The organism is Bacillus sp. 0209A (genome assembly GCF_036765095.1).
Taxonomy (GTDB): Bacteria; Bacillota; Bacilli; order Bacillales; family Bacillaceae; genus Bacillus; species Bacillus subtilis_G.
In genome coordinates, this window is record NZ_JBAIZV010000002.1 from 39,512 (window position 1) to 61,320 (window position 21,809).

The window sequence follows — 21,809 nt, forward strand, 5'->3', positions numbered from 1 at the left end:
TCATTTTTCATTTGAGAAAAAACAGTCCCTTTAACTTCAAAACTTTGATTATTTAGCTCTAGTTTGTCTGCAGTTAAAGCGCTGGAAAAAGGTGTTACAACTCCCAATGATATCGTAATAGAACAAGTTGTTGCAACGCCTAGTTTCTGGAGAATCACAGTTTCACCACTACAAAGAGCACGGCCATCTTTTGTCATTGATTCAAATGAAAACATCTGAGGAAGATTCCCCTTTAGTTCAATAGAAAAATAACTGTCGAGTGTTACCTCACAATGTATATTTTGGAGGGGAAGATTTTTTTAGCCATTCCAATGATAAACGATTTGTACAACGCCAGAGGAAAATGTTCTTGTATTCACCATTTTTAAATTTATCCTCTGTTTTACATCAATAAACAACGGTTTTCCTTCTCCCAAAACAACAGGGTGAATAGATAATCTAAATTCATCAACAAGCCCCAAATTTATAAAAGTTGTAATGAGACTCGCTCCACCATATAGCCAGATGTCTTTGCCAGGATTTTTCTTCAATTTATTTACTTCTTCAAGAATATTATCATTTATAAATATGGCTTGATTATCAATCTCATTTTGTGTTTTGGAAAAAACATATTTCTTTTTACTATGAACCAATTTCCAAATTTCCTTTTCTGTATCAGGGTCTTCATTTTTTGGAATATATTGTCCCCATAAATCGTAGCTTTTTCTACCATATAAAATAGTATCAATTTGATTTAAGAAATCAGTAAACCCCATATCAGGGTCCATAATGCACCAATCAACTTCTCCATTTTTCCCTTCAATAAAACCATCTAAAGTAACTGCTAAATCTAACACTATTCTTCTCTGTTTTAAGTTATTTGTCATAACTATTCATCCTTTTACATAAGAAATTGGTAGAAATTCTTCTCCCACTCACACACCAGATGGACTAAGTTGCGTTTGTGGACAAAGTGAAGAACAATATCCTAAAATGAAAGTGCCCACTACTCTCCGCAGCTCGATTAGCAGGAACACTCTTTATCTTCACTTGGTTAAATGCAAGCTCTGCGCGATTAAGTTATAGATTTCGGCTTCTGGATCTGTCCGTTCTAAAACAACTGAAATCCAATGTTCCTTATCCATATGATATCCGGGTAAGATATTTTCCCCATTTCTTAAGCTATCACTTATGTCAGGGGGACATTTTAGATTCAGAATATCTATTTCGTCATATCCTTCCAAGCCTAATTTTTCTGGGAGAACATTCATGATAAGACCGTACCATTTTTTGTTTGATTCATGTCTCAAAGAAGCATAGTTTGGGTATTTCTCCCACGGATAATCAGGCGATGTACCGTATTTTTCTTTGACGTGTTTAAAGATATCTTCTCTTGTTAACATACTCAATTACTCCTTTATTCACTCTAATTTCTTCTTGGAAATATCAAAGAGCCATCCTTGGTTGTCCTTTGGATGCTTCAATAGAGATGTCACCAATGGCAAGTCGAATAGCCGATGCTGACCAGAACCGGTTTGTTTTCGCGTTTCGCTTTTTCGAAGGCTTCCTCTCCCCAAGGGAACCAATTCACAGGGTTATGAGCATGTTGAAGTAAATATGGAGATTTCTCAGCGATTAATCTATTGGGTTTATTATTAGTGGGTATGGGATCACCTTCTTTCTAAATGTTTTTTTTAGTATTCTATTTCCACTATTTAATATACCAGATAGCTGAGGCCCGTCATAATTTGTCTGTGAGGTATTCCATAATGAAAATCAAGGGCTATAAACCCTTGATAGATTTATTATTTCACCTTTGAACTATAAAGATGGGTCTTCAATCGTAATGCTTTAACAAGATTGCTGAATTATGTCCTCCAAAACCAAAAGAATTTGATAGCCCATATTTCAATGGAAGGTGTCTCGCTTCTGATACAACATCTAAGTTGCAATCTGGATCTTGCTTCTCTACATTAATAGTGGGCGGAATAATTCCTCGTCTCAAACTTTCCACTAAAGCAATTGCTTCTACTCCGCCAGCAGCACCAAGCATGTGCCCAGTCATTGACTTGTTTGCAGTTGTTGGAATTTCACGTGAATGTTCACCAAATAATTTCTTAATAGCTAGAACTTCTGAACGATCACCTACTTGTGTACTTGTTGCATGAGCACTAATAACATCAATTTCACCTGTTGATATATTTGCACTTCTCAATGCTTTTTTCATTGCTAAGTAGGCACCCTTACCTTCTGGGTGTGATGCTACCATATGATGAGCATCTGAACTAGCTCCGTACCCCACTACTTCACATAATATCGGCGCATCTCTAAGAATAGCGTTTTCTAATGATTCTAATACTAAGATACCTGCGCCTTCACTCATAACAAAGCCATCTCTATCTGTATCGAATGGACGGCTGGCTCGACTTGGCTCTTGGTTTCTTGTAGATAGTGCATGGGCGTTTCCAAAACTAGCCAAAGATAACTGTGTGATTGCAGCTTCCGCTCCACCGGCAAATATAATATCTGCTTCATCATTTCGGATAGCATTGAAAGCTTCACCAATAGAGGTGTTCCCGATTGAACAGGCTGTGACTGGTGATAATGATGGTCCTTGTGCTCCTAATCTTATGCTTATTTGGGCCGCAGCTGCATTTGAAATCATCATTGGTACAAGGCTAGGGCTTACTCTCGCGGGACTTCGTTTATTTAATACATTCACATTATCAACAAGCGATTGTATGCCTCCGATTCCTGAACCAACATATACCCCTAAACGTTCAAGATCAATATTATCTAACTGTAATTGTGAATTTTCTAATGCTTGTTCGGCTGCTGCTAAGGCAAACTGACTAAAACGATCTAATCGTTTTGCTTCTTTTCTCCCCAATATTTCATCTGCATCGAAATCACGAACGATTCCAGCTATCTTTGTTTTATAATCAGCAGTATCAAAAGAATCAATTAGAGATATTCCCGATTGTCCTTTAACTAGTTGATTCCAAAAGCTATTTACATCATTTCCTAGTGGAGAAATAACTCCCATTCCAGTAATGACAACTCTTTTCATGATAATTCCCTCCTTGTTTTTATTAACATTAGCTATTGTGTTATCCTATTACAAGTTGTTGTTTATCCTAGTATAATTAATACTATTTTAAAGGGAGATCTTAATGAAACCTGAAACAAGACTTCAAGCTTTATCAGAATTTCTAAAGAACCAACGTTCGAAAATTACTCCCCAAATGGTTGGTTTACCTGTAGGAACCCGCAGAAGAACACCAGGACTAAGAAGAGAAGAAGTGGCTCAACTAGCCGGTGTAAGTCTTACTTGGTATACATGGTTAGAACAAGGCAGAGATATAAAAGTATCTACTTCGGTATTAGATGCTATTTCTCGAGCATTACAATTAAATAACGATGAAAGGAGATATTTGTATGCTCTAGCGTTAGAGGAAGGAGTGAAACAACCCTTTATAAATGAGAATGAGAGGGGAATCAGTCCCGCTTTAGCAAAAATTTTGCAGGAACTTCGTTATTGCCCAACGATTATATCAGATAGAAGAAGTCAGATTGTTGGGTGGAATCAAGCAGCAGCTAATGTATTTTTGGATTTTGAACAAATCATCCCGGCAGAAAGGAATATAATACGCTTACTATTCGCAAGAAAAGAATTTAAAAGTTTAGCAGTGAATTGGGAGCATTTTGTTAGAGGATATATTGCAATATTTAGAACATATTATGGACAGTATGTGGCTGATGACTGGTATGAGCAATTTATACAAGAAATGGAACAGGCGTATCCCGAGTTTCATAAAATTTGGAATGAAAATGAGATAAGCTCTGCTCCTGAAGTATTAATTGAGTTTCGTCATGCTAAGGTAGGTAAAATGTTGTTTAATCTTACTTCATTACAAGTGCATGGGGATACTGATTTAAGATGCAGCGTCTATACTCCAGTTGAGGATACTGAAACTGAGCTTAAGTTAAAACGTTTAATTGAAGGCTAGCTATCGTTTGGAGAGTAGTAATACTTCCTTTATTTTGTTTAGACTGTAAATAAAAAAACAACTAGTATATAGTTCCTATTCGTTTTTGTATTTGGATGAAGTTGTTGTGTGCATCTAATATAAAAAAGATCCTATGGCACCAATGACAAGTCGAATAACCGATACTGACCAGAACCGGCTTGTTTTCGCGTTTTGCTTTTTCGAAGGCTGCTTCTCCCCAAGGGATGGGATCACCTTCTTTCTTCATTTTTGGATTTTGATAAATGTATTCACAAAACTAACTTATCACAATCAGATAAAAAAATTCTCATACAGGTTATTTTTAAATAATCATTATTAATTTTAGGTTCGGATGAACTTACAATATGATATAGGAGATATATGTTTAAACGAAATGGAGATAAAACATTTTTGTTCGGTTATTGTATGTTTAAATTATCAATACTAAGGAATATGTAAGGGAGATCTTTATACAGGAGGTGTTCGCCTTACTTGGTAAGGCAAGCGATTGACAACACTTAATCTTATTATCTTTGCCATTTTAATTGTGTTAACTGCATTTTTTGTTGCGACTGAATTTGCGATTGTGAAAATTAGAACATCGAAAATCGATCAACTCATATTAGAGGGCAAAAAAGGTGCTGTGTCAGCAAAGAAAGTTGTGACTCATTTGGACGAATATTTGTCGGCTTGTCAGCTGGGAATCACTGTGACAGCATTAGGAATTGGCTGGGTTGGAGAGTCGACTTTTGAAGTGATTCTGCACCCCTTATTTACTTATTTTCATGTAAGTGAACCCGTCTCACATGTGTTGATTTTAATCATTGCTTTTGTCATGGCGACTTTTTTGCATGTAGTGGTTGGTGAGCTTGCTCCTAAAACACTCGCGATTCAAAAAGCTGAAGCCGTCACTCTTTTAACAGCAAAGCCCATCATCTGGTTTTACCGCATCCTGTATCCTTTTATCTGGTTTTTAAATGGTTCAGCCCGGTTTATCGTCGGACTCTTTGGGTTAAAACCTGCGTCAGAACATGAGCTTGCCCACTCTGAAGAGGAACTGCGCATTTTACTGTCTGAAAGCTATAAGAGCGGTGAAATCAATAAGAACGAGTTAAAGTATGTCAATAACATTTTTGAATTTGATGAAAGAATCGCAAAGGAAATCATGATTCCAAGAAGAGAAATAGTCGCGATTTCTATTGAGGATTCTTATGAATCTGTTGTTAAGACGGTTAAGACAGAGAGTTATACAAGATATCCGGTTTTAAATGGAGATAAAGATACGATTAATGGTTTTATCAATGCCAAGGAGTTTTTGTCAGCTTATATTGATACGGACCAGAAAAACAAGGATCATTTTAAATTAGAACATCATATTAACCCTGTGATCCATGTGATTGAATCGGTTCCGATCCATGACTTATTAGTGAAAATGCAAAGAGAGCGAACGCATATCGCTATTCTAGTGGATGAATATGGCGGCACTTCAGGATTGGTGACTGTTGAAGACATTCTTGAAGAAATAGTAGGCGACATCAGAGATGAATTTGATGAACATGAAGTGCCTGATATTAGAAAAATCAATGATGATCATTATATTTTAGATTCAAAAGTGCTTATTGAAGATGTCAATAAACTATTGGAAACCTCGTTAGTGAGTGCAGATGTCGATACCATAGGCGGCTGGTTTATGACTCAAAATATTGATGCCAAACTTGGCTCTGAAATAGAAGCCGAAGGATATGTGTTTAAAGTGCACAAAATAGACGGCCGGCATATTCATTATGTAGAGGTAAAACCGAAATGACGATGATTTTTTTGTAAGTGAGGCACTTACAGCCTGTGATGACTTAGCAATTCATCCAGGCTTTTTATATGAAATAAAAGACAAGCCGGATAACCAGAACCGGCTGGTTTTCACATTTCCCTTTTAAGTAGGCAGTTCGCACGATTGTGGGCGTGGTGAAACAGGCACAATGACTTCTCGGCGATTAACTCCAAAGAGTATTCTTCTCGGCAAGGTTACTGATTATGTTAAAATGCTACGTAGGTTATTTTATGAAGATTAGATACAAGGAGGTGCCCCTATGAAGTTAGATGAATTTTCTATTGGACAGGTTTTTCAAACTAAACCATTTGAATTAACAAAAGAGAATGTAATGAATTTTGCAGAAGAATATGACCCGCAATACATGCATGTAAATGAAGAGAAAGCAAAAATGGGCAGGTTTAACGGAATCATTGCATCTGGAATACAAACGTTAGCCATCACTTTTAAGCTCTGGATTGAAGAAGGGTGTCATGAGGACGATATTATTGCTGGAACAGGAATGAATCATATAAAATTCCTAGCACCCGTATACCCGAATGATAAGCTGAACACTATCGTTAAGGTTATTGATAAAAAACCAAATAAAAGTCAAACGGGAATACTTACTGTATTGTTATCTACCTATAATCAAAAAGAGGAAAAAGTGTTTGAAGGTGAGTTATCCGTATTAATGAAACGGTAAAAGATTTTGATAAATTACAAACAGGAACTTATTATAGGTTCCTGCTGATCATCATGGTGAATAAACATTAAGGCTTCTTTGGCTTTGTCAATTCGAAACTATGTTGCACCATATCATCAAGAGCCTCTTGTGAGAGGTTGCCATCTAAGATCACTGTATTCCAATGGTCTTTATTCATATGATACCCGGGCTTTACCTCTTTAAAAATACTGCGCAGGAAATTGGCTCGCTCAGGTTCGCACTTAAGGTTAACGCATAAATGGCCATCAAGATGAAAGATAAGCGCAAACCATTTTTTATTCCCGTTGTGACGCATCACCGTCCGCCCTTCACCAAGGATAGTAGTAATTGATCATTTCCTCGTGATTCATAACTCTCCACCTCTATTTTTAGAAATAACCAATGATTCATCGTCATGATATCACAATGTAATGAATGGTTAGGTGATATTGTGAATATAAAGAAAGCTTAAAGGAGATCAAAGTCAACTAATCTCCTTTAACATCAACCATTTTTTGTGCAATTAGCTTAAAATCCTTTTCACTGATCTCAAAATGCCCAAACCGAAATGAGTAGCCCCAACGCTTCTCGTCTTTTATGAAAGAAAGATATGGGATTAATGGGCGAATGGGTATTTCTGTGCAATGAATGAAATGTATATGTCTTCGAAAAGGCTGAAAATCATTTGCCATATTAAATTGAAAAATATGACGATCTACTACTTTGCCTAAAGCAGTAAATTTTTGATATGGCGTACCTTCCTTAATATTGACCTTTGGAGAATAATAAATGATCCAATCACCTTTATTCATCTTTTTTAAGGGTGCCTCTTTGCCATGACAAAGTTGTGCAAATCCGCCTTGAATTGCTTTCATTACGTGATCTCGGGAAGCCACTCCCACCCAGTATCTTTTATGTTGCACAGGCACAGAGTCAGCATCCACAATCATCAGGTATGTGATTGTCTTGATTTGTATTTGTGACAGGGAAGTTCATTTCTTTCCATGCTGCAATCCCTCCAGTCAGCTCTTTCACTTTATATCCATGTTCTAATAAAAACTTTGCAACTTTTGCAGCGGTATTGCACCAGACATCCCAGCAATAAACAATGATTTCTTTTACTTTTGGTATTTCTTTTAAACGAGATTGCAGTTCTTGTTCAGGAATAATGTGAGCATCTTTAATTGTTACATTCCTTACATGAATTGGACCGTTTCGAACATCGATTAAGACGTATTTCTCGGGATTCATTTGCTTAGCTTTCAAAAAATCCATAGGGCTTATCGTTGCTTCGAGACGTGCATTAAAATAATCGAGAGCTTGCATATTGTAAAACCTCCTGTTTTTTAAAGGGATCTCCAAATTTTAATAAGGAAATCTTTAAGTAATTGTCTTTCTTGTTGATTTAACGGAGCTAATACCTCTAATTCCGTATTAACTAAAAACTCCCAACGTGAATCCAATATATCGTTACCTTTTTCAGTAGTCTTAAGGCTATAGGATCTTCTGTCATTAGGATTTTTTGTTCTCTCAACAAATCCTAATGTCTCGAGATGATCGATATGACTCACCATCGTAGTCCGATCGATTTGCAGGTTTTCAGAAATATCTTTTTGTGATGAGTAAGGGTTTCCTTTGATAAATAAAAGCACTCCGTATTGTCTTGCGTTAATCTCATACGGTCTAAGCCCTTCAGCAAATGTATTTTCCATTCGCTGGAGAACTTTTCCGAGCAAAAAACCATAGGATTGATTCCATTTTTCCAATTATTTCACCTCAAATAATATCAGCTTAACATATAATCAGTTTAACTGATTATTTTTCAAGAAACAAGGTTTAAGTTCGTCAAGTGTGCCTGCTGGGATTGGTGCTATTCAAACAGTATGTATTTTTAAAACGGCTACTCCATTTCCCGCCGATAATATGCAGCGTCAATTCCACGGGACAAACCATTTTTACTTCTGTACTGCAAGCGCCAAATCCATTTAACCGGATTCCATATTTGTCACCTCACAATGTAAGTTACAAAAATGTGCGTCATTACATAATTAACTAAGATGTATTACAGTAAATATATCAAAAAATTTCCAAAGGGAGTGGTTGGCATGAATTTGAGACAATTGTCAGAACATGTCTTTCAATGTGAATTTGAGCTTGATGTGCCTATTCGGATTCCGGTTCATATTTGGTTTGTTAAAGATGGTGATGATGTTTATATCATTGATACGGGAATAGAACGTTTTGCGGATGCTCAGATCAGGGCAGCGTTAGCGATCGGCAGTCCAAAAGCCATTTTGCTTACCCATGGCCACAGCGATCATATTCAAGGTGCATCAAAATGGTTAGAGAGATTTGATATTCCAATTTATGCCCATCAGAAAGAACTAATCTATATCAATGGGGAAGCGCCTTATCCGAACAAAAATGAGGTGGAGAACACAGGGGTAGCCCATATTGTCCAGCCGCTGATGGAACAGACGCTTGCCCACTTGCCGCTGCAATTCTATCTTACACCCGGACATTCCCCGGGGCATGTTGTGTACCATCATGAAGTCGATCATGTTCTATTATCAGGTGATCTTTTTATCACAAGTAAGAAAAATTTACACCCGCCTATCAGAAGATTCAGTGTTGACATGAATGAAAACATCGACAGCGGCGCAATCATAGATGAAATCAAACCAACCCTCATCTGCTCTTCACATGGCGAAGAAATTGTTTATAACGAAGAATTGTATAAAAACTATGTGTTAAGGTATAGGGGCTAAAGGAAGTGAGAAAAAACATATCTAGCAATATTGATATGTTTAAAGAGACATTTAGAGATACTCCGATATCTCAATGAGATTCTGATCGGGGTCTCTTATACAAACAGATAGAACCGGGCCAAGTGCATCGGTTTTTTTGATTGAGCCTTCCTCGGTATTGACGTTTGTTTTCTTGAGATGCTCCAGTATTTTATTGATAGATGCATTAGTGATCCTGGGAGAGGGCGATTAAACAAACGGTCATGAGCGAGCTTGGAGCCTTACATCACACTGAAAGAAGAAGTGGAGGAGGATAAGCTGAAAATCCTTCATCATGCTGAAAGCTTTGATCCGCTTTACTCTCATATGTTAATCAAAAAGAAAAAATGGCAGCTGCCTGCCGCGGAGGCGTTTGCGGAGCTTGTTTTACATTCGATTCGTGAGAAAAAGGAGTGTGTGTCAAGGCTTACTCCTTTTCTATTTAAACAGCAGCTGTGAGCTTTGGTTTTACAAATTTCATAAAAATCCCTCTGACTAATGGTCCCATAATCAGTAATTGCAATGGATAAGCTAAGATGAAATTTTTCAATACAATCATTAGGTAAGCGCTGAAGAGGCTGTCCCCGTTCAGTCCATTTGATAAAGCAGCTGTCACTAAACCGAACACAGACATACAAAGCACCATGCCGATCACCATACACGTCGACACGGCAAGAACAACATATAATGTCTTAGACTTGTCAAACGGCATGCTGAAGGCAATCTTTTTGGCAAGGGGGCCCACTAACAGTAAATCTAACAGCAGCGCTACAATAAAACCGATGATCATTTCAAAAACTGTTACAAATGAAAAATCGTGTATAGCTCCGTTGATGATGGCATTGTAAATCGACATGACGCAGACCATCCCAAAACACATCATCACGCCAAAGATAAGACCTTCTTTTTTATTTGTTGGCATACAATCATTCCTTCTCTTAATAATGGGTGATTAGTATACCAATGAACCGCTCATGCTCATAAGTGACAAATTTGTGAACAATTTATTGGCCAGAATCTTCTTCTTTTGTCATCAGCACATGCGGAATGCCGTCCAGCATAAATTCTTCTGATGCTGTCTGATAGCCGAGTTTTTCATAAAAGTCTGCCGCCTGTGTCTGGCCGTACAGTTTGAATGAGGAAATGCCTTGTTCTTTCACAATGCGTTCTAACGCATCGACGATCTTTTTGCCCAGCCCGAATTTGCGATAGGGTTTCAGAATGCAGATTCTTTCCAGTTTTCCCACCTGATCAACAATACGGACACGTGCAGTGCCAACGGGTTCATTCTGATGATAAACGAGAATGTGCCGGCAATCTTCGCGGAGTGTATCGAACTCATCAAATTCATCTGAAACGGGACAGCCTTGTTCCTCTACAAATACTGTCTTTCTGATTTCAAACGCTGTATTCAAATCATGTTCTGACGTTATTCTTTTCACATTCATGATGTGAGCCTCTCTTTTTTATCGGTTTGTGACCCAATGGGCGGGGATTTGTAGTGACGGCGGCAGTTTTGTGTTTGCATCGCCGTTTGCGGCATTCACCTGTGCCTGCGTCAGAAAAATGCTCCCGGTCAGGTCGGCGCCGCTGAGATCAGCGTCTCTTACATCTGCACCGATAAAGTCTGACATTCTCAGGTCTGCATCTCTCAGATCGGCAGCAATGAGCAGTGCTCCTCTTAGGTTTGCTCCGCGCAGATCAAGCCCTTTCAGTTTCGCGCCGATCAGGACACTTCCCCGGCTGATTTTTTTCGGGCGTTTTGGATTGCGTGCTTGGGCGCGCACCAGCTCACTCGTTTTTAACAGCCATTCATTGATCTCAGCCCGGTGCTCGTGTACGTGCAGTGTCAGCAAATTTTCCTTGCTGAGTCTGGTGAGCTTGTCTATTTTTTCGAAACAGGCCCGCAGCTCGCGATGAATCGGTTTGGCCGTCTCTATAGAAAGCGCTTCGTGTAAATACCAGAGCATTTCGTGCAGCTGCTGCATGATTGGGAAAACGTCAAACATTTCGTTGGCTGTTTTCGGGTGGTTTCGCCAATCCTTTCCCTCACAAGTGATTTGGGATACTTTCTGGCCGGCGCCAAAGCATTCATAAGCAGAACAGCCTCGAAACCCCTTTTCTCGGAGGTCTTTATGGATAGAACATTGATAGTTTGATTGTAAGTTGCGGCAAGGCGTACCCCCGTCTTTATCAAAAGCAAAATCCGCTGATTTCGCATAAGGCAAAGCGACACAGCACAGGCCAAAACAGTGCTGGCAATCCGCACTTAAATCATGATGTATATTATCATGTAACGTTACTTCAGCAGACAATATCGTTCACCCCTCCACTTGGGAACTTTGTTAAATATATCTATTTGATTATATAGGAAGCAGGGGTACTTGTCATTTTGTTTTTAGGGTTTCAGATGGCCAGACGATGTATAATATATCCAATCATGATGATTAGGAGGGCATCCTTTGGAACAGCAAATAAAAGACATCATCTCTGCGTGTGATTTGGCAATTCAAAATGAAGATTTTGATACACTGATGAATTACTACACGGAAGATGCCATTTTAGTTGTGAAGCCGGCATGATCGCGCGAGGCAAAGAAGAAATCAAAAAAGCGTTTATGGCGATCGCAAACTATTTCAATCATCATATTGTCCCGACACAAGGGGAAATGACCATTTTGGAAGCAGGAGACACTGCACTGGTCCTTTCTCAGACACTGCTTGATTCGGATAAAATAGATTCCGAGTATGCGATGGAAAGAAGGGCGACCTGTGTGTTTAAGAAGAATGCGCAAGGCGAGTGGCTTTGTGCCATCGATAATTCATATGGAACGGATTTAATTGGTGTTTAGCGTCCAGATATGTCTTTGACATGCTATTTGCGCATATAATGATTCATTCAGCTGATGAGGGAAGGTGACTTCATTGAATCTGTATGACATCAGAATGAATCCTTATTGGTTTTATGCAGACAGGCACAGAGGGTTTGTTCAATATCCATACGTATTTCGGCAGCCCATTGCATCCTCCAGCGCCATCATTACATCAGCCCGCGGAGATGTAACGGGAGACGGCGTTATTGATGAGGTCTTTCTCACTGGCATCCAAATGCCTGGCAGCCCTTTATGGAGAAATATCACATTGGTGATCCGTGACGGCAGAACCCATCAGGAACAGCGAATCCAGCTCCAAAACAATATGGGATATAATCCGTCTCTTTTTCTTGGGGATATGACAGGCGACAAGATGGATGATGTGGCAGTGGTAATAGACACTGGGGGAAGCGGCGGCACGATATATGCGTATGTTTTTGCATATCTAAACCGGCAGTTCCGACGGATTTTTCATTCGGATGTGTTTAATGCTGAATGGAAGTACAGTGTGAAGTACCAAAATCAATATAAAGTGAGCGTCACCAGCCACCATCAGAAAGAAATGTATATTCTCGATCTTACTTACAAGGGCAGGGAATATTTGAATGAGATTTATACCCAGCAGGGTGTGTTGAAAATGCCGATAGAAGGCTGGGTGAATCCCTTGTCTGGCTTGTACCCGGTTGATTTTGACAGAGACGGCACGTACGAATTGCTGGCGTACCAGCGGATCGCCGGGAGGTATAATGCTGACTCACTGGGATATGTCCAAACCGTGTTGAAATGGAACGGGCGGAGATTTATGCTTGACCGCCAGAATGTATTGATTGTTGGGGGTCACTTATCGTAAGTATAAAACGGTCGGCCTATGATTTATTTGTATCACTATCGCCCAGACGGAATAGGATATAGCACATTGCAAATGAGGAGAGATTCTGTTTGAGTAATCAAGAGGCGATTGAGCAAATTGTGTACGGTCTGAATTTGGATTTAGCTTGGGAGTATGCTGCGGGGATACAATATGCGCAGCATGCCAGTCTCCTGAAGGGAGCCGCCTATTTTGCGGTTGCCGAAGAATTGCAAGAGCATTCTCAGGATGAGTTTGGCCATGCGGTCGTGTTAAATGAATTAATTCAGTATTTAGGGGGAATCCTGACAACACAAGTGGCCCCGGTATATACGTCAATGGATAATGATGAAATGCTCCGGCAGGATCTCCAAGGTGAATATGATGCGATTCGCCGCTATTTGCAGCGAATTCGCCAATTCGAAGCACTCGGCATGTATGACTCTGCCCAAAAAATCAGAAATATTGCAGTAACTGAACAAGAGCATGCCATTGATTTGGAAATGGCTTTAGGTATTGAAAAAAAGGAGATTCCTGCACCCAAATTTTCATTTCATGACAAATAGGGGAAGTTGTCTCATGAGAGATGGCTTATTTTTTTGGCCAAAGAAAAAGAGTGCTTTCAACACGCACTCTTTATTCCAGCTTAATTCGTTTTACATCCCCTAATACAAACACATAAAAAACCAGCCCGAGCAGCAGTACAAAACCGGCTACCAGAAAGCTGAGCGTAAAGGATCCTGTCACATCAACCAAATATCCCGTCAGTGAAGCAGCGATAATGCCTCCGAACAAGTTGTTTGCCAGATTCACCATGGAGCTCAGCATGGACACGGAACCGATCGGTGCCAGTTCTGCTGAAATGGACCAGCCGACTGGAGCGGTTGCGGAAATACCGGCGAGTCCGATTGAAATACAGATAATCGCGACGGTGATATTGTTCGTCAGAATCGAGCCTAAAAAGAAAAAGCCAAAGCTCATTCCGACAATGATTACCGTTCGGTACACCTTGGTGTTAGGATAACCTTTCTTAATGAAGTAATCGACGAGCCAGCCGCCGACGACAATTCCGGAAATGGTTGAGATCAGCCAGGGCACGGCTGTAAATAAACCGGACGACATGATATCCATTCCGTATGTATGTTTAAAGAAAGTCGGAAGCCAGGTGAGCAGCAGGTTGAATGTATAGCCGTACCCAGTAAATCCAATCATCAAGCCCCATACTTTACGGTTGGAGAAAAGCTTTTTTAAAAGCGGACCCGTTTTGTAAGGGATTTGCTCTGTTGTCATTGAATTGTGTCTTTGAATATAGTTTAGCTCACTTTTGGAAATGCGTTTGTGCCGTTCAGGCTGCTCATAATAATGCCAGAAAAAGATCGTAAATAGCACATTGATGCACCCAATCGTTAAAAAAGCGACACGCCAGTCAAACGCGGTGACAAGAAAGGCGACCAATGGCGCGCCGATTACGTTTGAAAACTTGGCGGCCGAGTCGAACAGTGAGTTGGCCAAGCCCCGCTCGCTTGGAGGAAACCATAGAGCGGTTGCCTTGGAAGCGGCAGGGAACGCAGAGGCGCTCGTCAGCCCAATGAGAAAACGGAACAAATATAACAGCAATTTTCCTTGCAAAAAAGCAAGAAGAATCGTTAAAAAGCTCCATATGGTCATTCCGATCCTTGTGACCCATGCCACGCCAAACCGATCCAGCAAACTCCCGACAGGCAGCTGCATCAGTGTATAGGAATAGGTGTAAATGGAAAACACGATGCCGAGTTCTGTTGCTGTAAGGTGAAATGAATCTTGTATGGCGGGGGCTGCTACAGAGATGGCCACTCGGTCAAAATAATTAAGAATAATAATGCCGCTGAGTAACGAAGATATGTACCATCTGGTATGCCCAGGCCGTTTCACGCGCTCTTGACTCATGATGAAAACCTCCTCTGTCATAGCATGATCTCCTGATGAAAATACCATTCAAATTTTCAATACCACAGCGTGCTTTTGCGTAAACGGACAACAGGAATTTGACTGAAAATGCCCGGTGCTTTAGAATGAAAGTAATAAAAATGAACACTCCAAAGGGGAGTAGCTTTTACAGTAAAGTCGTCATTACGGGACAAGATGTCCTCGGCTTTGCTGGCAATCTCATTGTTAGCGAGACCTTTGCCAAATCTATTTGGTGAAGGTCTTTTTGTTTCGGAACTTCACCAAATCGGTGGAGTTTTTTCGTTTTTATCAAAAATGGAGAGGAGCGTCGGTATGTCTAAGCTGAAAAAGTGGCTGAAGCGTGAAATGGTGAGGAAAGGGCTGCCGTTAGCAAAAGAGAAATTGATCCCGATCTTAAAGGAAAAGATGAAGAAGAAGCGATGAGGAGGCTAACGATGAAAATCATTTTGACTGTTCTTGCCGGTGTGGGGCTTTTGAGTGCAGGCGGATGTGGCATGTTGGACCAGGTGAATGACGGATTGAATTATACAAGTGAAGCCGCAGGCTATGTGGAGAAAGTGAAGACATTTGCAGAGGAGGCACCTGAATTGGCCGAGCAAGCTGTAAATGACGCGGAGGCGAAAGGAAAACTTGAAGCACAGCTTGAAACGGTTCAGCAGGCTGCCGTTGATTTTAATGAATTAACACCGCCTGATGCCGCAGCGAAGATTCATCAAACCATTCAGGAGCATAACGAAACCTTGCAGAAAAGCGCTGAAGATGTGTTAAAACAAGTGGAAGAAGACAAGGTATCGCTTGAAACATTGGAGCAGTCGGACATTGTCCAAAAAGCAAATCAAATCACTGATGTGATGGGGCAGATTGAAAAGCTGGGCGAATAAGAAAAAGGCATCCCTGCGCGGGATGCTTTTTCATTATTCAGCCATTGCGTCTGTTAAAACAGGGACGACTTGTTTTTTACGGGAAACAACGCCTTTTAAGAGGGCTGTGTTGTTTTCTAATGTAACGTTGAACGCTTTTTCCACGTTCGCTGCTTCGTTACCGATCGCAAGGGCAAGTGAATCATTTTCTAAGATGTCTGTGATGACAAGAAGGAATAGGTCAAGCTTCTTCTCAGCCACAACCTTAGAAATCGCAGCTTCTAATTCAGCTTGGCGTTTTTTCACATCTTCAATGTCTACTGTGTTCACTTGTGCGATTTCGACTTTTTTGCTGCCGAGTGTAAATTCTTTCGCATCAAGAGAAATCAGCTCTTCCACTGTTTTTTTGCTTAAATCAGCGCCAGCTTTCAGCATGTTCAAGCCGTATTCTTCAGCATCTACGCCGGCGATTTCCGCAAGTTCTTTTGCTGCCGCTACGTCTTGGTCTGTGCAAGTTGGAGATTTGAATAACAGTGAGTCAGAAATGATCGCAGACAGCATAAGGCCGGCAATTTCTTTCTCGATCTTCACGTTATTTTCTTTGTACATTTTGTTTAAGATTGTAGCCGTACAGCCTACAGGCTCAGCACGATAGTAAAGTGGCTCAGCTGTTTCGAAGTTTGCGATACGGTGGTGGTCGATGACTTCGAGAACCTGAACGTTTTCAATGTCCTTGATGCTTTGCTGGCGTTCGTTGTGGTCAACAAGGATAACGCCGTTCACTTCGTTTGCAGCTGTTTCTACAAGACGAGGGCTTTCTTGTTTGAAGTAGTCAAGCGCGTATTGTGTTTCGCCGTTGACCTGTCCAAGACGGACTGGCTCAGCATTGAAGCCGAGTTTGTTTTTCAAATCAGCATAAGCAATCGCAGAACAAATCGTATCTGTGTCTGGGTTTTGGTGTCCGAAAATAAGTATCTTTTCCATGATAGCTCCTTATCCTTTTTAAATAGTGTAATCTTTATATAGTTTAACACGTCTTGTTGCGAGTGTAATCATACAAACCCTTAAAAATTGATGTGAATAAGAAGCATTTTCTTTGAGCTGAAGAGAAAGGGCGTGTAAAATACTGGGTAGCTAAGTTGCGAAATGTGATGTAGTATCAAAAAAGGTACTATGGGAGGTCAAGTATGAGTGAAAAAAAGAATAAATACCCGAACAAAGAAGGCTGTCCAGTTGAATTTACGCTAGATGTCATTGGCGGAAAGTGGAAAGGAATTCTTTTTTATCACATGATAGATGGCAAGAAACGGTTTAATGAGTTTCGCCGAATCTGCCCGAGTATTACCCAGAGAATGCTCACCCTACAGCTGCGGGAGCTGGAAGCGGATGGTATCGTGCATCGTGAGGTTTACCATCAGGTGCCGCCCAAGGTTGAATATTCTCTGACGGAATTTGGGCGAACGCTGGAACCGATTGTTTTGCAAATGAAGGAATGGGGAGAATCCAACAGAGATGTGCTGGAATCTTATCGTTCGAACGGCTTGCTGAAGGATCAGCAGAAATAGCAGCAAAGGGAACTCCTTTGCTGCTTGTTTTATTTCATTGAAAGGGCTTTGTTGGCGTTTCTGACATCATTTTTCAATAGTTCAGAAAGGTTGTAAGCTGGATAGTATCCGCGCTGATACATGTATTGGAATATTTGCGCATGCCATTTAATGGCTGCATTCAGCTGTTTGACAAGCACGTTTCTTAATTGAGGTGTCGCTGTTTCAGTGATGGCAATGGCGTAGTTGCGGACAGATGTTTTGGCAAGAACAAGCAAGTCGCCGCTGTAGAATGGGTTATCCGCGCGTTCCTCTTCGTCTTCACGAGGCATCGGTGCCTGAGGGAAGAACTGGAGAAGCTCTCTTAAATTTTGCTCAATGGCTTGTATGGATACGGCATAAAGCTGTTTAAGCTGAGGGTCTTTTACTTCTTTTATCATTTTCTTCAGTTTAATGAGTCCGATTGCCTGAAAAGCGACCAGCTCATGCAACTCTAATGTCTCATGCCAAGCCAATGTTCTGCGTTCATCCATGTAACAATTCTCCTTTATCAATGAGATTCCATATCAGCATATGCCCAACGCTCAATGTTGTTCATGATGTTTTGAAGTTTTTAAAACGGGAAATTCACCTTATATAGGATACGGGTTGAGAACATGCAAATGAGGTGAAACACATGTGGGACATGATAAGGAATTTTTTCTTGTTTAGCAGCGGCGTTCTGCAGGCAACAACCCTTTTACTGGTGATCTTGATCTTTATGTATGTCAGAAAAACGAAAAAGAAAAACAAGGAATCTTCTGGCTTTATGGATGATAAACATTAATCGTGATGGGCATTCTTTTCAAAGAATGTCTTTTCATTTGCAATGTTTCACATGAAACATCAGCGTCATTTTACTTGCGATTTGGACTTATGTTAAAATATAAAAGTAAAATGTAGAGAAGATATTAAAACATTCGATGCAAGCATGTTGCAACGATGAAAAAAGAGCAGTCGTTTATGCTGCTCTTTTCTATTCGTGTTTTAAGGATGATACGAGGTGACTAAGTGAAACAAACGAGAGCTTTAATGGAAGGCGCTGTTTTAATCAGTCTGTTTGCGATCATCACGCTTTTGGTCGTATATGTACCTGTGATCGGAACAATTTTGTTTTTTGCACTGCCACTGCCCATGATCCTGTATACGATTAGACATGGATTCAAATTGGGAATATGGATGGGCGCTGTCAGTCTTCCGGTTGTTTTTATTGTCGGGTCCTTTAACGGACTTATTTTAGCTTTTATGTCAGCTTGCGCCGGCATTGCCATGGGGCACTTTTTCAAAAAGAAAGAACCCGGGAACGCGATCATTTCGGGCGCCCTTATTTATATGCTTAGTATTGTCTTCTATTTTGTGATAAGCATTCAGTTTTTGGGTATCAATATCATTGATGAAGCAATGACACAATACCGGCAGTCTCTTGATATGGTAGAAACGGTAGTGAAGCAGTCGGGCAATGCTGAACAGCTTGACAAGCAATTGAAACTGATGGAAGAACAATTGGGTATCGTTCAATATCTTTTTCCAACAGCTATTGTGATGGTAGGAGCTCTTTTTTCTTTCCTCAGTTACCTTATCGCTAAGCCGCTCTTAAGGCGATTCTCCCCCGATATTCCTAATCTAAAGCCTTTTAGAGAGTTGAAGTTTCCGCAAAGTGTTGTAGTGCTGTATTTAATGATTGTGTTGCTTTCATTTTTGCCTTTAGAAAAGGGCCAAATGCTGTACTCTATCGCTTTAAATGGGGAGTTTATACTCGGGTTTCTTATTTTCATCCAAGGTTTATCATTTATCTTTTTCTATTGCCATAAAAAACAATATCCGAAGGCTGTGGCTGTGATTGCAGTGGTTCTTGGGCTCGTGCATCCGATTTTTATGGCAGCGATTCGCATTTTAGGCGTTATAGATATAGGCTTTAATATAAGGAATAAGGTGAAATGAACATGAGTTTTACTCACATGGTGGGGAGTGATAGAAATGCCAAGCTTTTATGAAAAACCGCTGTTTCGGTATCCCATCTATGCAATGATTGCTCTGTCAATCATTGCAATCCTCATCAGCTTTTATTTTAACTGGATATTAGGAACCGTCGAAGTGCTGTTGCTTGCAGTTATTTTGTTTTTTATTAAACGCGCTGATTCTCTTATTCGACAAGAGATTGATGATTATATTTCTACGTTATCCTACAGGTTGAAAAAAGTCGGTGAAGAGGCATTGATGGAAATGCCGATCGGCATCATGCTTTTTAATGATCAATATTATATAGAATGGGCAAATCCGTTCCTTTCTTCTTGCTTTAATGAAAGCACATTAGTGGGGAGATCACTTTACGATACCTGTGAATCGGTTGTGCCGCTCATCAAACAAGAGGTGGAATCGGAAACGGTTACATTGAATGACCGTAAGTTTAAGGTTGTCATCAAACGGGATGAGCGCCTGTTGTATTTCTTTGATGTAACGGAACAAATCCAGATTGAAAAGCTTTATGAAAACGAAAGAACCGTGCTGGCGTATATTTTCCTTGATAATTATGATGATGTGACACAAGGGTTGGATGACCAGACGAGAAGCACAATGAACAGCCAGGTGACATCTTTGCTGAACGCTTGGGCGCAGGAGTACGGGATCTTCCTGAAAAGGACGTCTTCAGAACGCTTTATTGCTGTACTTAATGAACACATCTTAACTGAACTCGAAAATTCGAAGTTTTCAATTCTTGATGAGGTACGGGAAAAAACCTCATTCGACGGCGTTGCGCTGACGTTAAGTGTTGGTGTCGGGGCTTCAGTCTCCTCGCTGAAAGAACTTGGCGATTTGGCGCAATCCAGCTTGGATTTAGCGCTGGGACGCGGCGGAGACCAAGTAGCCATTAAGCTGCCGAACGGCAAGGTGAAGTTTTACGGAGGTAAAACAAACCCGATGGAGAAACGAACAAGGGTGCGGGCCCGTGTCATTTCCCATGCCTTAAAGGAAATCGTCTCTGAAAGCAGCAATGTGATTATCATGGGTCATAAATTTCCTGACATGGATTCTATCGGCGCAGCGATCGGAATTTTAAAGGTGGCTCAGGCAAATAACAAAGACGGTTTTATCGTCATTGATCCAAACCAAATCGGATCAAGTGTCCAGCGTTTGATTGAAGAAATCAAAAAATATGAAGAGCTGTGGTCAAGGTTTATTACCCCTGAAGAAGCGATGGAGATTTCCAATGATGACACGCTGCTTGTGATCGTTGATACACATAAGCCGTCACTTGTCATGGAGGAACGGCTGGTCAATAAAATTGAACATGTCGTGGTCATCGACCATCACCGCAGGGGTGAGGAGTTTATCAGAGATCCGCTGCTCGTTTATATGGAGCCGTACGCTTCTTCGACAGCTGAATTGGTGACAGAGCTGCTTGAATATCAGCCGAAGCGCTTAAAAATCAATATGATTGAAGCAACAGCCCTATTAGCTGGTATAATAGTGGATACAAAGAGCTTTTCTCTCCGCACAGGATCGCGGACTTTTGATGCTGCTTCTTATTTAAGGGCAAAAGGCGCCGATACGGTGCTTGTGCAGAAGTTCCTGAAAGAAACCGTTGATTCCTATATTAAACGGGCGAAGCTGATCCAGCATACGGTCCTTTATAAAGAGAACATTGCGATTGCTTCTCTTCCTGAAAATGAGGAGGAATACTTCGATCAAGTGCTGGTTGCGCAGGCGGCTGATTCGCTGCTCTCTATGAGTGAGGTTGAGGCTTCATTTGCGGTGGCGAGACGGGATGAACAAACCGTTTGTATCAGTGCGCGGTCACTTGGCGAGGTCAATGTTCAGATCATCATGGAGGCGCTGGAAGGCGGAGGACATTTAACAAATGCGGCGACTCAGCTGTCCGGCATTTCAGTAACAGAAGCGCTGGAGCGGCTGAAGCACGCCATAGATGAGTATTTTGAGGGAGGCGTACAGAGATGAAGGTTATTTTCTTACAAGATGTAAAAGGAAAAGGAAAAAAAGGCGAAGTCAAAAACGTAGCAGACGGATATGCGCAAAACTTTCTGATTAAAAAAGGCCTCGCAGTGGAAGCGAACGCGTCAAACATCAGCGTGCTAAACGGACAAAAGCAGAAAGAGAAAAAAGAAGCCATCGCCGAGCTTGAGCAGGCAAAGAACTTAAAAGAGACTTTAGAAAAACTGACTGTTGAGCTCAGCGCGAAATCAGGTGAAGGCGGCCGTTTATTCGGTTCTGTAACAAGTAAACAAATTACTGCACAGCTCCAAAAAGACCATAAGATTAAAGTAGATAAGCGGAAACTTGACTTGCCGGACGGCATTCGTGCGTTAGGATATACAAACGTGCCTGTGAAGCTGCATCCTGAGGTGCAGGCTGTGTTGAAGGTACATGTGAAAGAAGAAGCTTAATAGAAATAG

At 40.7% G+C, this 21,809-nt stretch carries 24 protein-coding genes and 6 pseudogenes; 14 read left to right on the forward strand and 16 right to left on the reverse strand.

All coding sequences use genetic code 11. From position 1 onward, the window contains the following. Positions 1-143: 143 nt before the first annotated feature. From V6D44_RS21075 to fabF, 5 genes and pseudogenes are all read right to left on the reverse strand, one after another. A pseudogene (locus tag V6D44_RS21075) lies at positions 144-224 on the reverse strand (DUF1259 domain-containing protein); the annotation flags it as partial. Positions 225-299: 75 nt separating this feature from the next. Next, positions 300-866 carry a dihydrofolate reductase family protein gene (locus tag V6D44_RS05430; RefSeq protein ID WP_333516308.1) on the reverse strand — a complete coding sequence of 189 codons (567 nt, stop codon included), beginning with the start codon at positions 864-866 and terminating at the stop codon, positions 300-302. A 159-nt stretch (positions 867-1,025) separates the two neighbouring features. Next, on the reverse strand, positions 1,026-1,382 hold the full coding sequence (locus tag V6D44_RS05435; protein WP_333516309.1) for an MmcQ/YjbR family DNA-binding protein: 357 nt from the start codon (positions 1,380-1,382) through the stop codon (positions 1,026-1,028). A 92-nt stretch (positions 1,383-1,474) separates the two neighbouring features. After that, a pseudogene (locus tag V6D44_RS05440) lies at positions 1,475-1,645 on the reverse strand (DUF255 domain-containing protein); the annotation flags it as partial. 171 nt (positions 1,646-1,816) lie between these two features. After that, the gene (gene fabF, locus V6D44_RS05445; RefSeq protein ID WP_087993884.1) at positions 1,817-3,049 is read right to left on the reverse strand and encodes a beta-ketoacyl-ACP synthase II; all 1,233 of its coding nucleotides are present in this window, start codon (positions 3,047-3,049) and stop codon (positions 1,817-1,819) included. A 103-nt stretch (positions 3,050-3,152) separates the two neighbouring features. On the opposite strand from fabF, the gene V6D44_RS05450 reads away from it, so the two are divergent. Next, positions 3,153-3,989, forward strand: coding sequence for a helix-turn-helix transcriptional regulator (locus V6D44_RS05450; protein WP_087993885.1), 837 nt, complete (start codon positions 3,153-3,155; stop codon positions 3,987-3,989). Positions 3,990-4,128: 139 nt separating this feature from the next. Here V6D44_RS05450 and V6D44_RS05455 read toward each other — a convergent pair. Further along, a pseudogene (locus V6D44_RS05455) lies at positions 4,129-4,221 on the reverse strand (DUF255 domain-containing protein); the annotation flags it as partial. A gap of 276 nt (positions 4,222-4,497) precedes the next feature. Between V6D44_RS05455 and V6D44_RS05460 the strand changes: the two are divergent. Continuing rightward, the gene (locus V6D44_RS05460) at positions 4,498-5,796 is read left to right on the forward strand and encodes a hemolysin family protein (protein WP_333516310.1); all 1,299 of its coding nucleotides are present in this window, start codon (positions 4,498-4,500) and stop codon (positions 5,794-5,796) included. Positions 5,797-6,076: 280 nt separating this feature from the next. Next, a complete protein-coding gene (locus tag V6D44_RS05465) occupies positions 6,077-6,502 on the forward strand; it encodes a MaoC family dehydratase (RefSeq protein ID WP_087993889.1) in 426 nt (141 codons plus the stop codon). Between the two features lie 67 nt (positions 6,503-6,569). Here V6D44_RS05465 and V6D44_RS05470 read toward each other — a convergent pair. The 4 genes and pseudogenes from V6D44_RS05470 to V6D44_RS05485 all read right to left on the reverse strand — a co-directional run. Beyond that, positions 6,570-6,836, reverse strand: a pseudogene (locus V6D44_RS05470) (MmcQ/YjbR family DNA-binding protein); the annotation flags it as partial. Between the two features lie 154 nt (positions 6,837-6,990). Next, positions 6,991-7,425, reverse strand: a complete 435-nt coding sequence (locus V6D44_RS05475; protein ID WP_087993894.1) for an EVE domain-containing protein — start codon at positions 7,423-7,425, stop codon at positions 6,991-6,993. Between the two features lie 10 nt (positions 7,426-7,435). Next, positions 7,436-7,828 carry a rhodanese-like domain-containing protein gene (locus V6D44_RS05480; RefSeq protein ID WP_333516311.1) on the reverse strand — a complete coding sequence of 131 codons (393 nt, stop codon included), beginning with the start codon at positions 7,826-7,828 and terminating at the stop codon, positions 7,436-7,438. Between the two features lie 20 nt (positions 7,829-7,848). Further along, positions 7,849-8,268, reverse strand: coding sequence for a MarR family winged helix-turn-helix transcriptional regulator (locus V6D44_RS05485; protein WP_202327755.1), 420 nt, complete (start codon positions 8,266-8,268; stop codon positions 7,849-7,851). 339 nt (positions 8,269-8,607) lie between these two features. Here V6D44_RS05485 and V6D44_RS05490 point away from each other — a divergent pair, with 339 nt between their 5' ends. Together V6D44_RS05490 and V6D44_RS05495 are read left to right on the forward strand one after the other, a co-directional pair. Then, on the forward strand, positions 8,608-9,270 hold the full coding sequence (locus tag V6D44_RS05490) for an MBL fold metallo-hydrolase (protein ID WP_087993655.1): 663 nt from the start codon (positions 8,608-8,610) through the stop codon (positions 9,268-9,270). A gap of 224 nt (positions 9,271-9,494) precedes the next feature. Continuing rightward, positions 9,495-9,747: pseudogene (locus tag V6D44_RS05495) on the forward strand (hypothetical protein); the annotation flags it as partial. On the opposite strand, the gene V6D44_RS05500 reads toward V6D44_RS05495, so the two are convergent. From V6D44_RS05500 to V6D44_RS05510, 3 genes are all read right to left on the reverse strand, one after another. After that, complete coding sequence (locus V6D44_RS05500) at positions 9,731-10,210, reverse strand: DUF2798 domain-containing protein (protein ID WP_087993656.1); 480 nt, start codon at positions 10,208-10,210, stop codon at positions 9,731-9,733. The pseudogene V6D44_RS05495 and the gene V6D44_RS05500 sit on opposite strands and share 17 nt — an antisense overlap. 82 nt (positions 10,211-10,292) lie before the next feature. Then, the gene (locus V6D44_RS05505) at positions 10,293-10,736 is read right to left on the reverse strand and encodes a GNAT family N-acetyltransferase (protein WP_087993657.1); all 444 of its coding nucleotides are present in this window, start codon (positions 10,734-10,736) and stop codon (positions 10,293-10,295) included. Between the two features lie 18 nt (positions 10,737-10,754). Continuing rightward, on the reverse strand, positions 10,755-11,603 hold the full coding sequence (locus V6D44_RS05510) for a pentapeptide repeat-containing protein (RefSeq protein WP_333516313.1): 849 nt from the start codon (positions 11,601-11,603) through the stop codon (positions 10,755-10,757). A 147-nt stretch (positions 11,604-11,750) separates the two neighbouring features. On the opposite strand from V6D44_RS05510, the pseudogene V6D44_RS05515 reads away from it, so the two are divergent. The 3 genes and pseudogenes from V6D44_RS05515 (at position 11,751) to V6D44_RS05525 (ending at position 13,573) form a co-directional block, all read left to right on the forward strand. Continuing rightward, positions 11,751-12,139, forward strand: a pseudogene (locus V6D44_RS05515) (YybH family protein). A 73-nt stretch (positions 12,140-12,212) separates the two neighbouring features. Next, positions 12,213-13,010 carry a hypothetical protein gene (locus tag V6D44_RS05520; protein ID WP_202327757.1) on the forward strand — a complete coding sequence of 266 codons (798 nt, stop codon included), beginning with the start codon at positions 12,213-12,215 and terminating at the stop codon, positions 13,008-13,010. 89 nt (positions 13,011-13,099) lie between these two features. Continuing rightward, positions 13,100-13,573 carry a ferritin-like domain-containing protein gene (locus V6D44_RS05525; protein WP_333516314.1) on the forward strand — a complete coding sequence of 158 codons (474 nt, stop codon included), beginning with the start codon at positions 13,100-13,102 and terminating at the stop codon, positions 13,571-13,573. Positions 13,574-13,643: 70 nt separating this feature from the next. On the opposite strand, the gene V6D44_RS05530 is transcribed toward V6D44_RS05525, so the two are convergent. Next, the gene (locus V6D44_RS05530) at positions 13,644-14,954 is read right to left on the reverse strand and encodes an MFS transporter (RefSeq protein WP_087993662.1); all 1,311 of its coding nucleotides are present in this window, start codon (positions 14,952-14,954) and stop codon (positions 13,644-13,646) included. Between the two features lie 434 nt (positions 14,955-15,388). Here V6D44_RS05530 and V6D44_RS05535 point away from each other — a divergent pair, with 434 nt between their 5' ends. Then, on the forward strand, positions 15,389-15,835 hold the full coding sequence (locus V6D44_RS05535; RefSeq protein ID WP_333516315.1) for a DUF6376 family protein: 447 nt from the start codon (positions 15,389-15,391) through the stop codon (positions 15,833-15,835). Between the two features lie 33 nt (positions 15,836-15,868). Here V6D44_RS05535 and V6D44_RS05540 read toward each other — a convergent pair whose 3' ends face one another. Then, a complete protein-coding gene (locus V6D44_RS05540) occupies positions 15,869-16,798 on the reverse strand; it encodes a manganese-dependent inorganic pyrophosphatase (protein WP_202327759.1) in 930 nt (309 codons plus the stop codon). Between the two features lie 203 nt (positions 16,799-17,001). Here V6D44_RS05540 and hypR point away from each other — a divergent pair, with 203 nt between their 5' ends. Then, positions 17,002-17,379 carry a transcriptional regulator HypR gene (hypR, locus tag V6D44_RS05545; protein WP_202327760.1) on the forward strand — a complete coding sequence of 126 codons (378 nt, stop codon included), beginning with the start codon at positions 17,002-17,004 and terminating at the stop codon, positions 17,377-17,379. A gap of 29 nt (positions 17,380-17,408) precedes the next feature. Here the strand turns inward: hypR and V6D44_RS05550 are convergent, their stop codons facing one another. Next, complete coding sequence (locus V6D44_RS05550; protein ID WP_202327761.1) at positions 17,409-17,891, reverse strand: spore coat protein; 483 nt, start codon at positions 17,889-17,891, stop codon at positions 17,409-17,411. 143 nt (positions 17,892-18,034) lie between these two features. Here V6D44_RS05550 and V6D44_RS05555 point away from each other — a divergent pair, with 143 nt between their 5' ends. The 4 genes from V6D44_RS05555 to rplI all read left to right on the forward strand — a co-directional run bounded on the left by V6D44_RS05555 (position 18,035) and on the right by rplI (position 21,800). Further along, a complete protein-coding gene (locus tag V6D44_RS05555; protein WP_087993668.1) occupies positions 18,035-18,184 on the forward strand; it encodes a hypothetical protein in 150 nt (49 codons plus the stop codon). A 224-nt stretch (positions 18,185-18,408) separates the two neighbouring features. Beyond that, on the forward strand, positions 18,409-19,338 hold the full coding sequence (locus V6D44_RS05560) for a YybS family protein (RefSeq protein ID WP_087993669.1): 930 nt from the start codon (positions 18,409-18,411) through the stop codon (positions 19,336-19,338). Positions 19,339-19,374: 36 nt separating this feature from the next. Beyond that, the gene (gene gdpP, locus V6D44_RS05565) at positions 19,375-21,354 is read left to right on the forward strand and encodes a cyclic-di-AMP phosphodiesterase GdpP (RefSeq protein ID WP_087993670.1); all 1,980 of its coding nucleotides are present in this window, start codon (positions 19,375-19,377) and stop codon (positions 21,352-21,354) included. Next, positions 21,351-21,800 carry a 50S ribosomal protein L9 gene (gene rplI / locus V6D44_RS05570; protein ID WP_087993671.1) on the forward strand — a complete coding sequence of 150 codons (450 nt, stop codon included), beginning with the start codon at positions 21,351-21,353 and terminating at the stop codon, positions 21,798-21,800. The genes gdpP and rplI overlap by 4 nt, the downstream gene beginning before the upstream one ends. Positions 21,801-21,809: the final 9 nt, after the last annotated feature.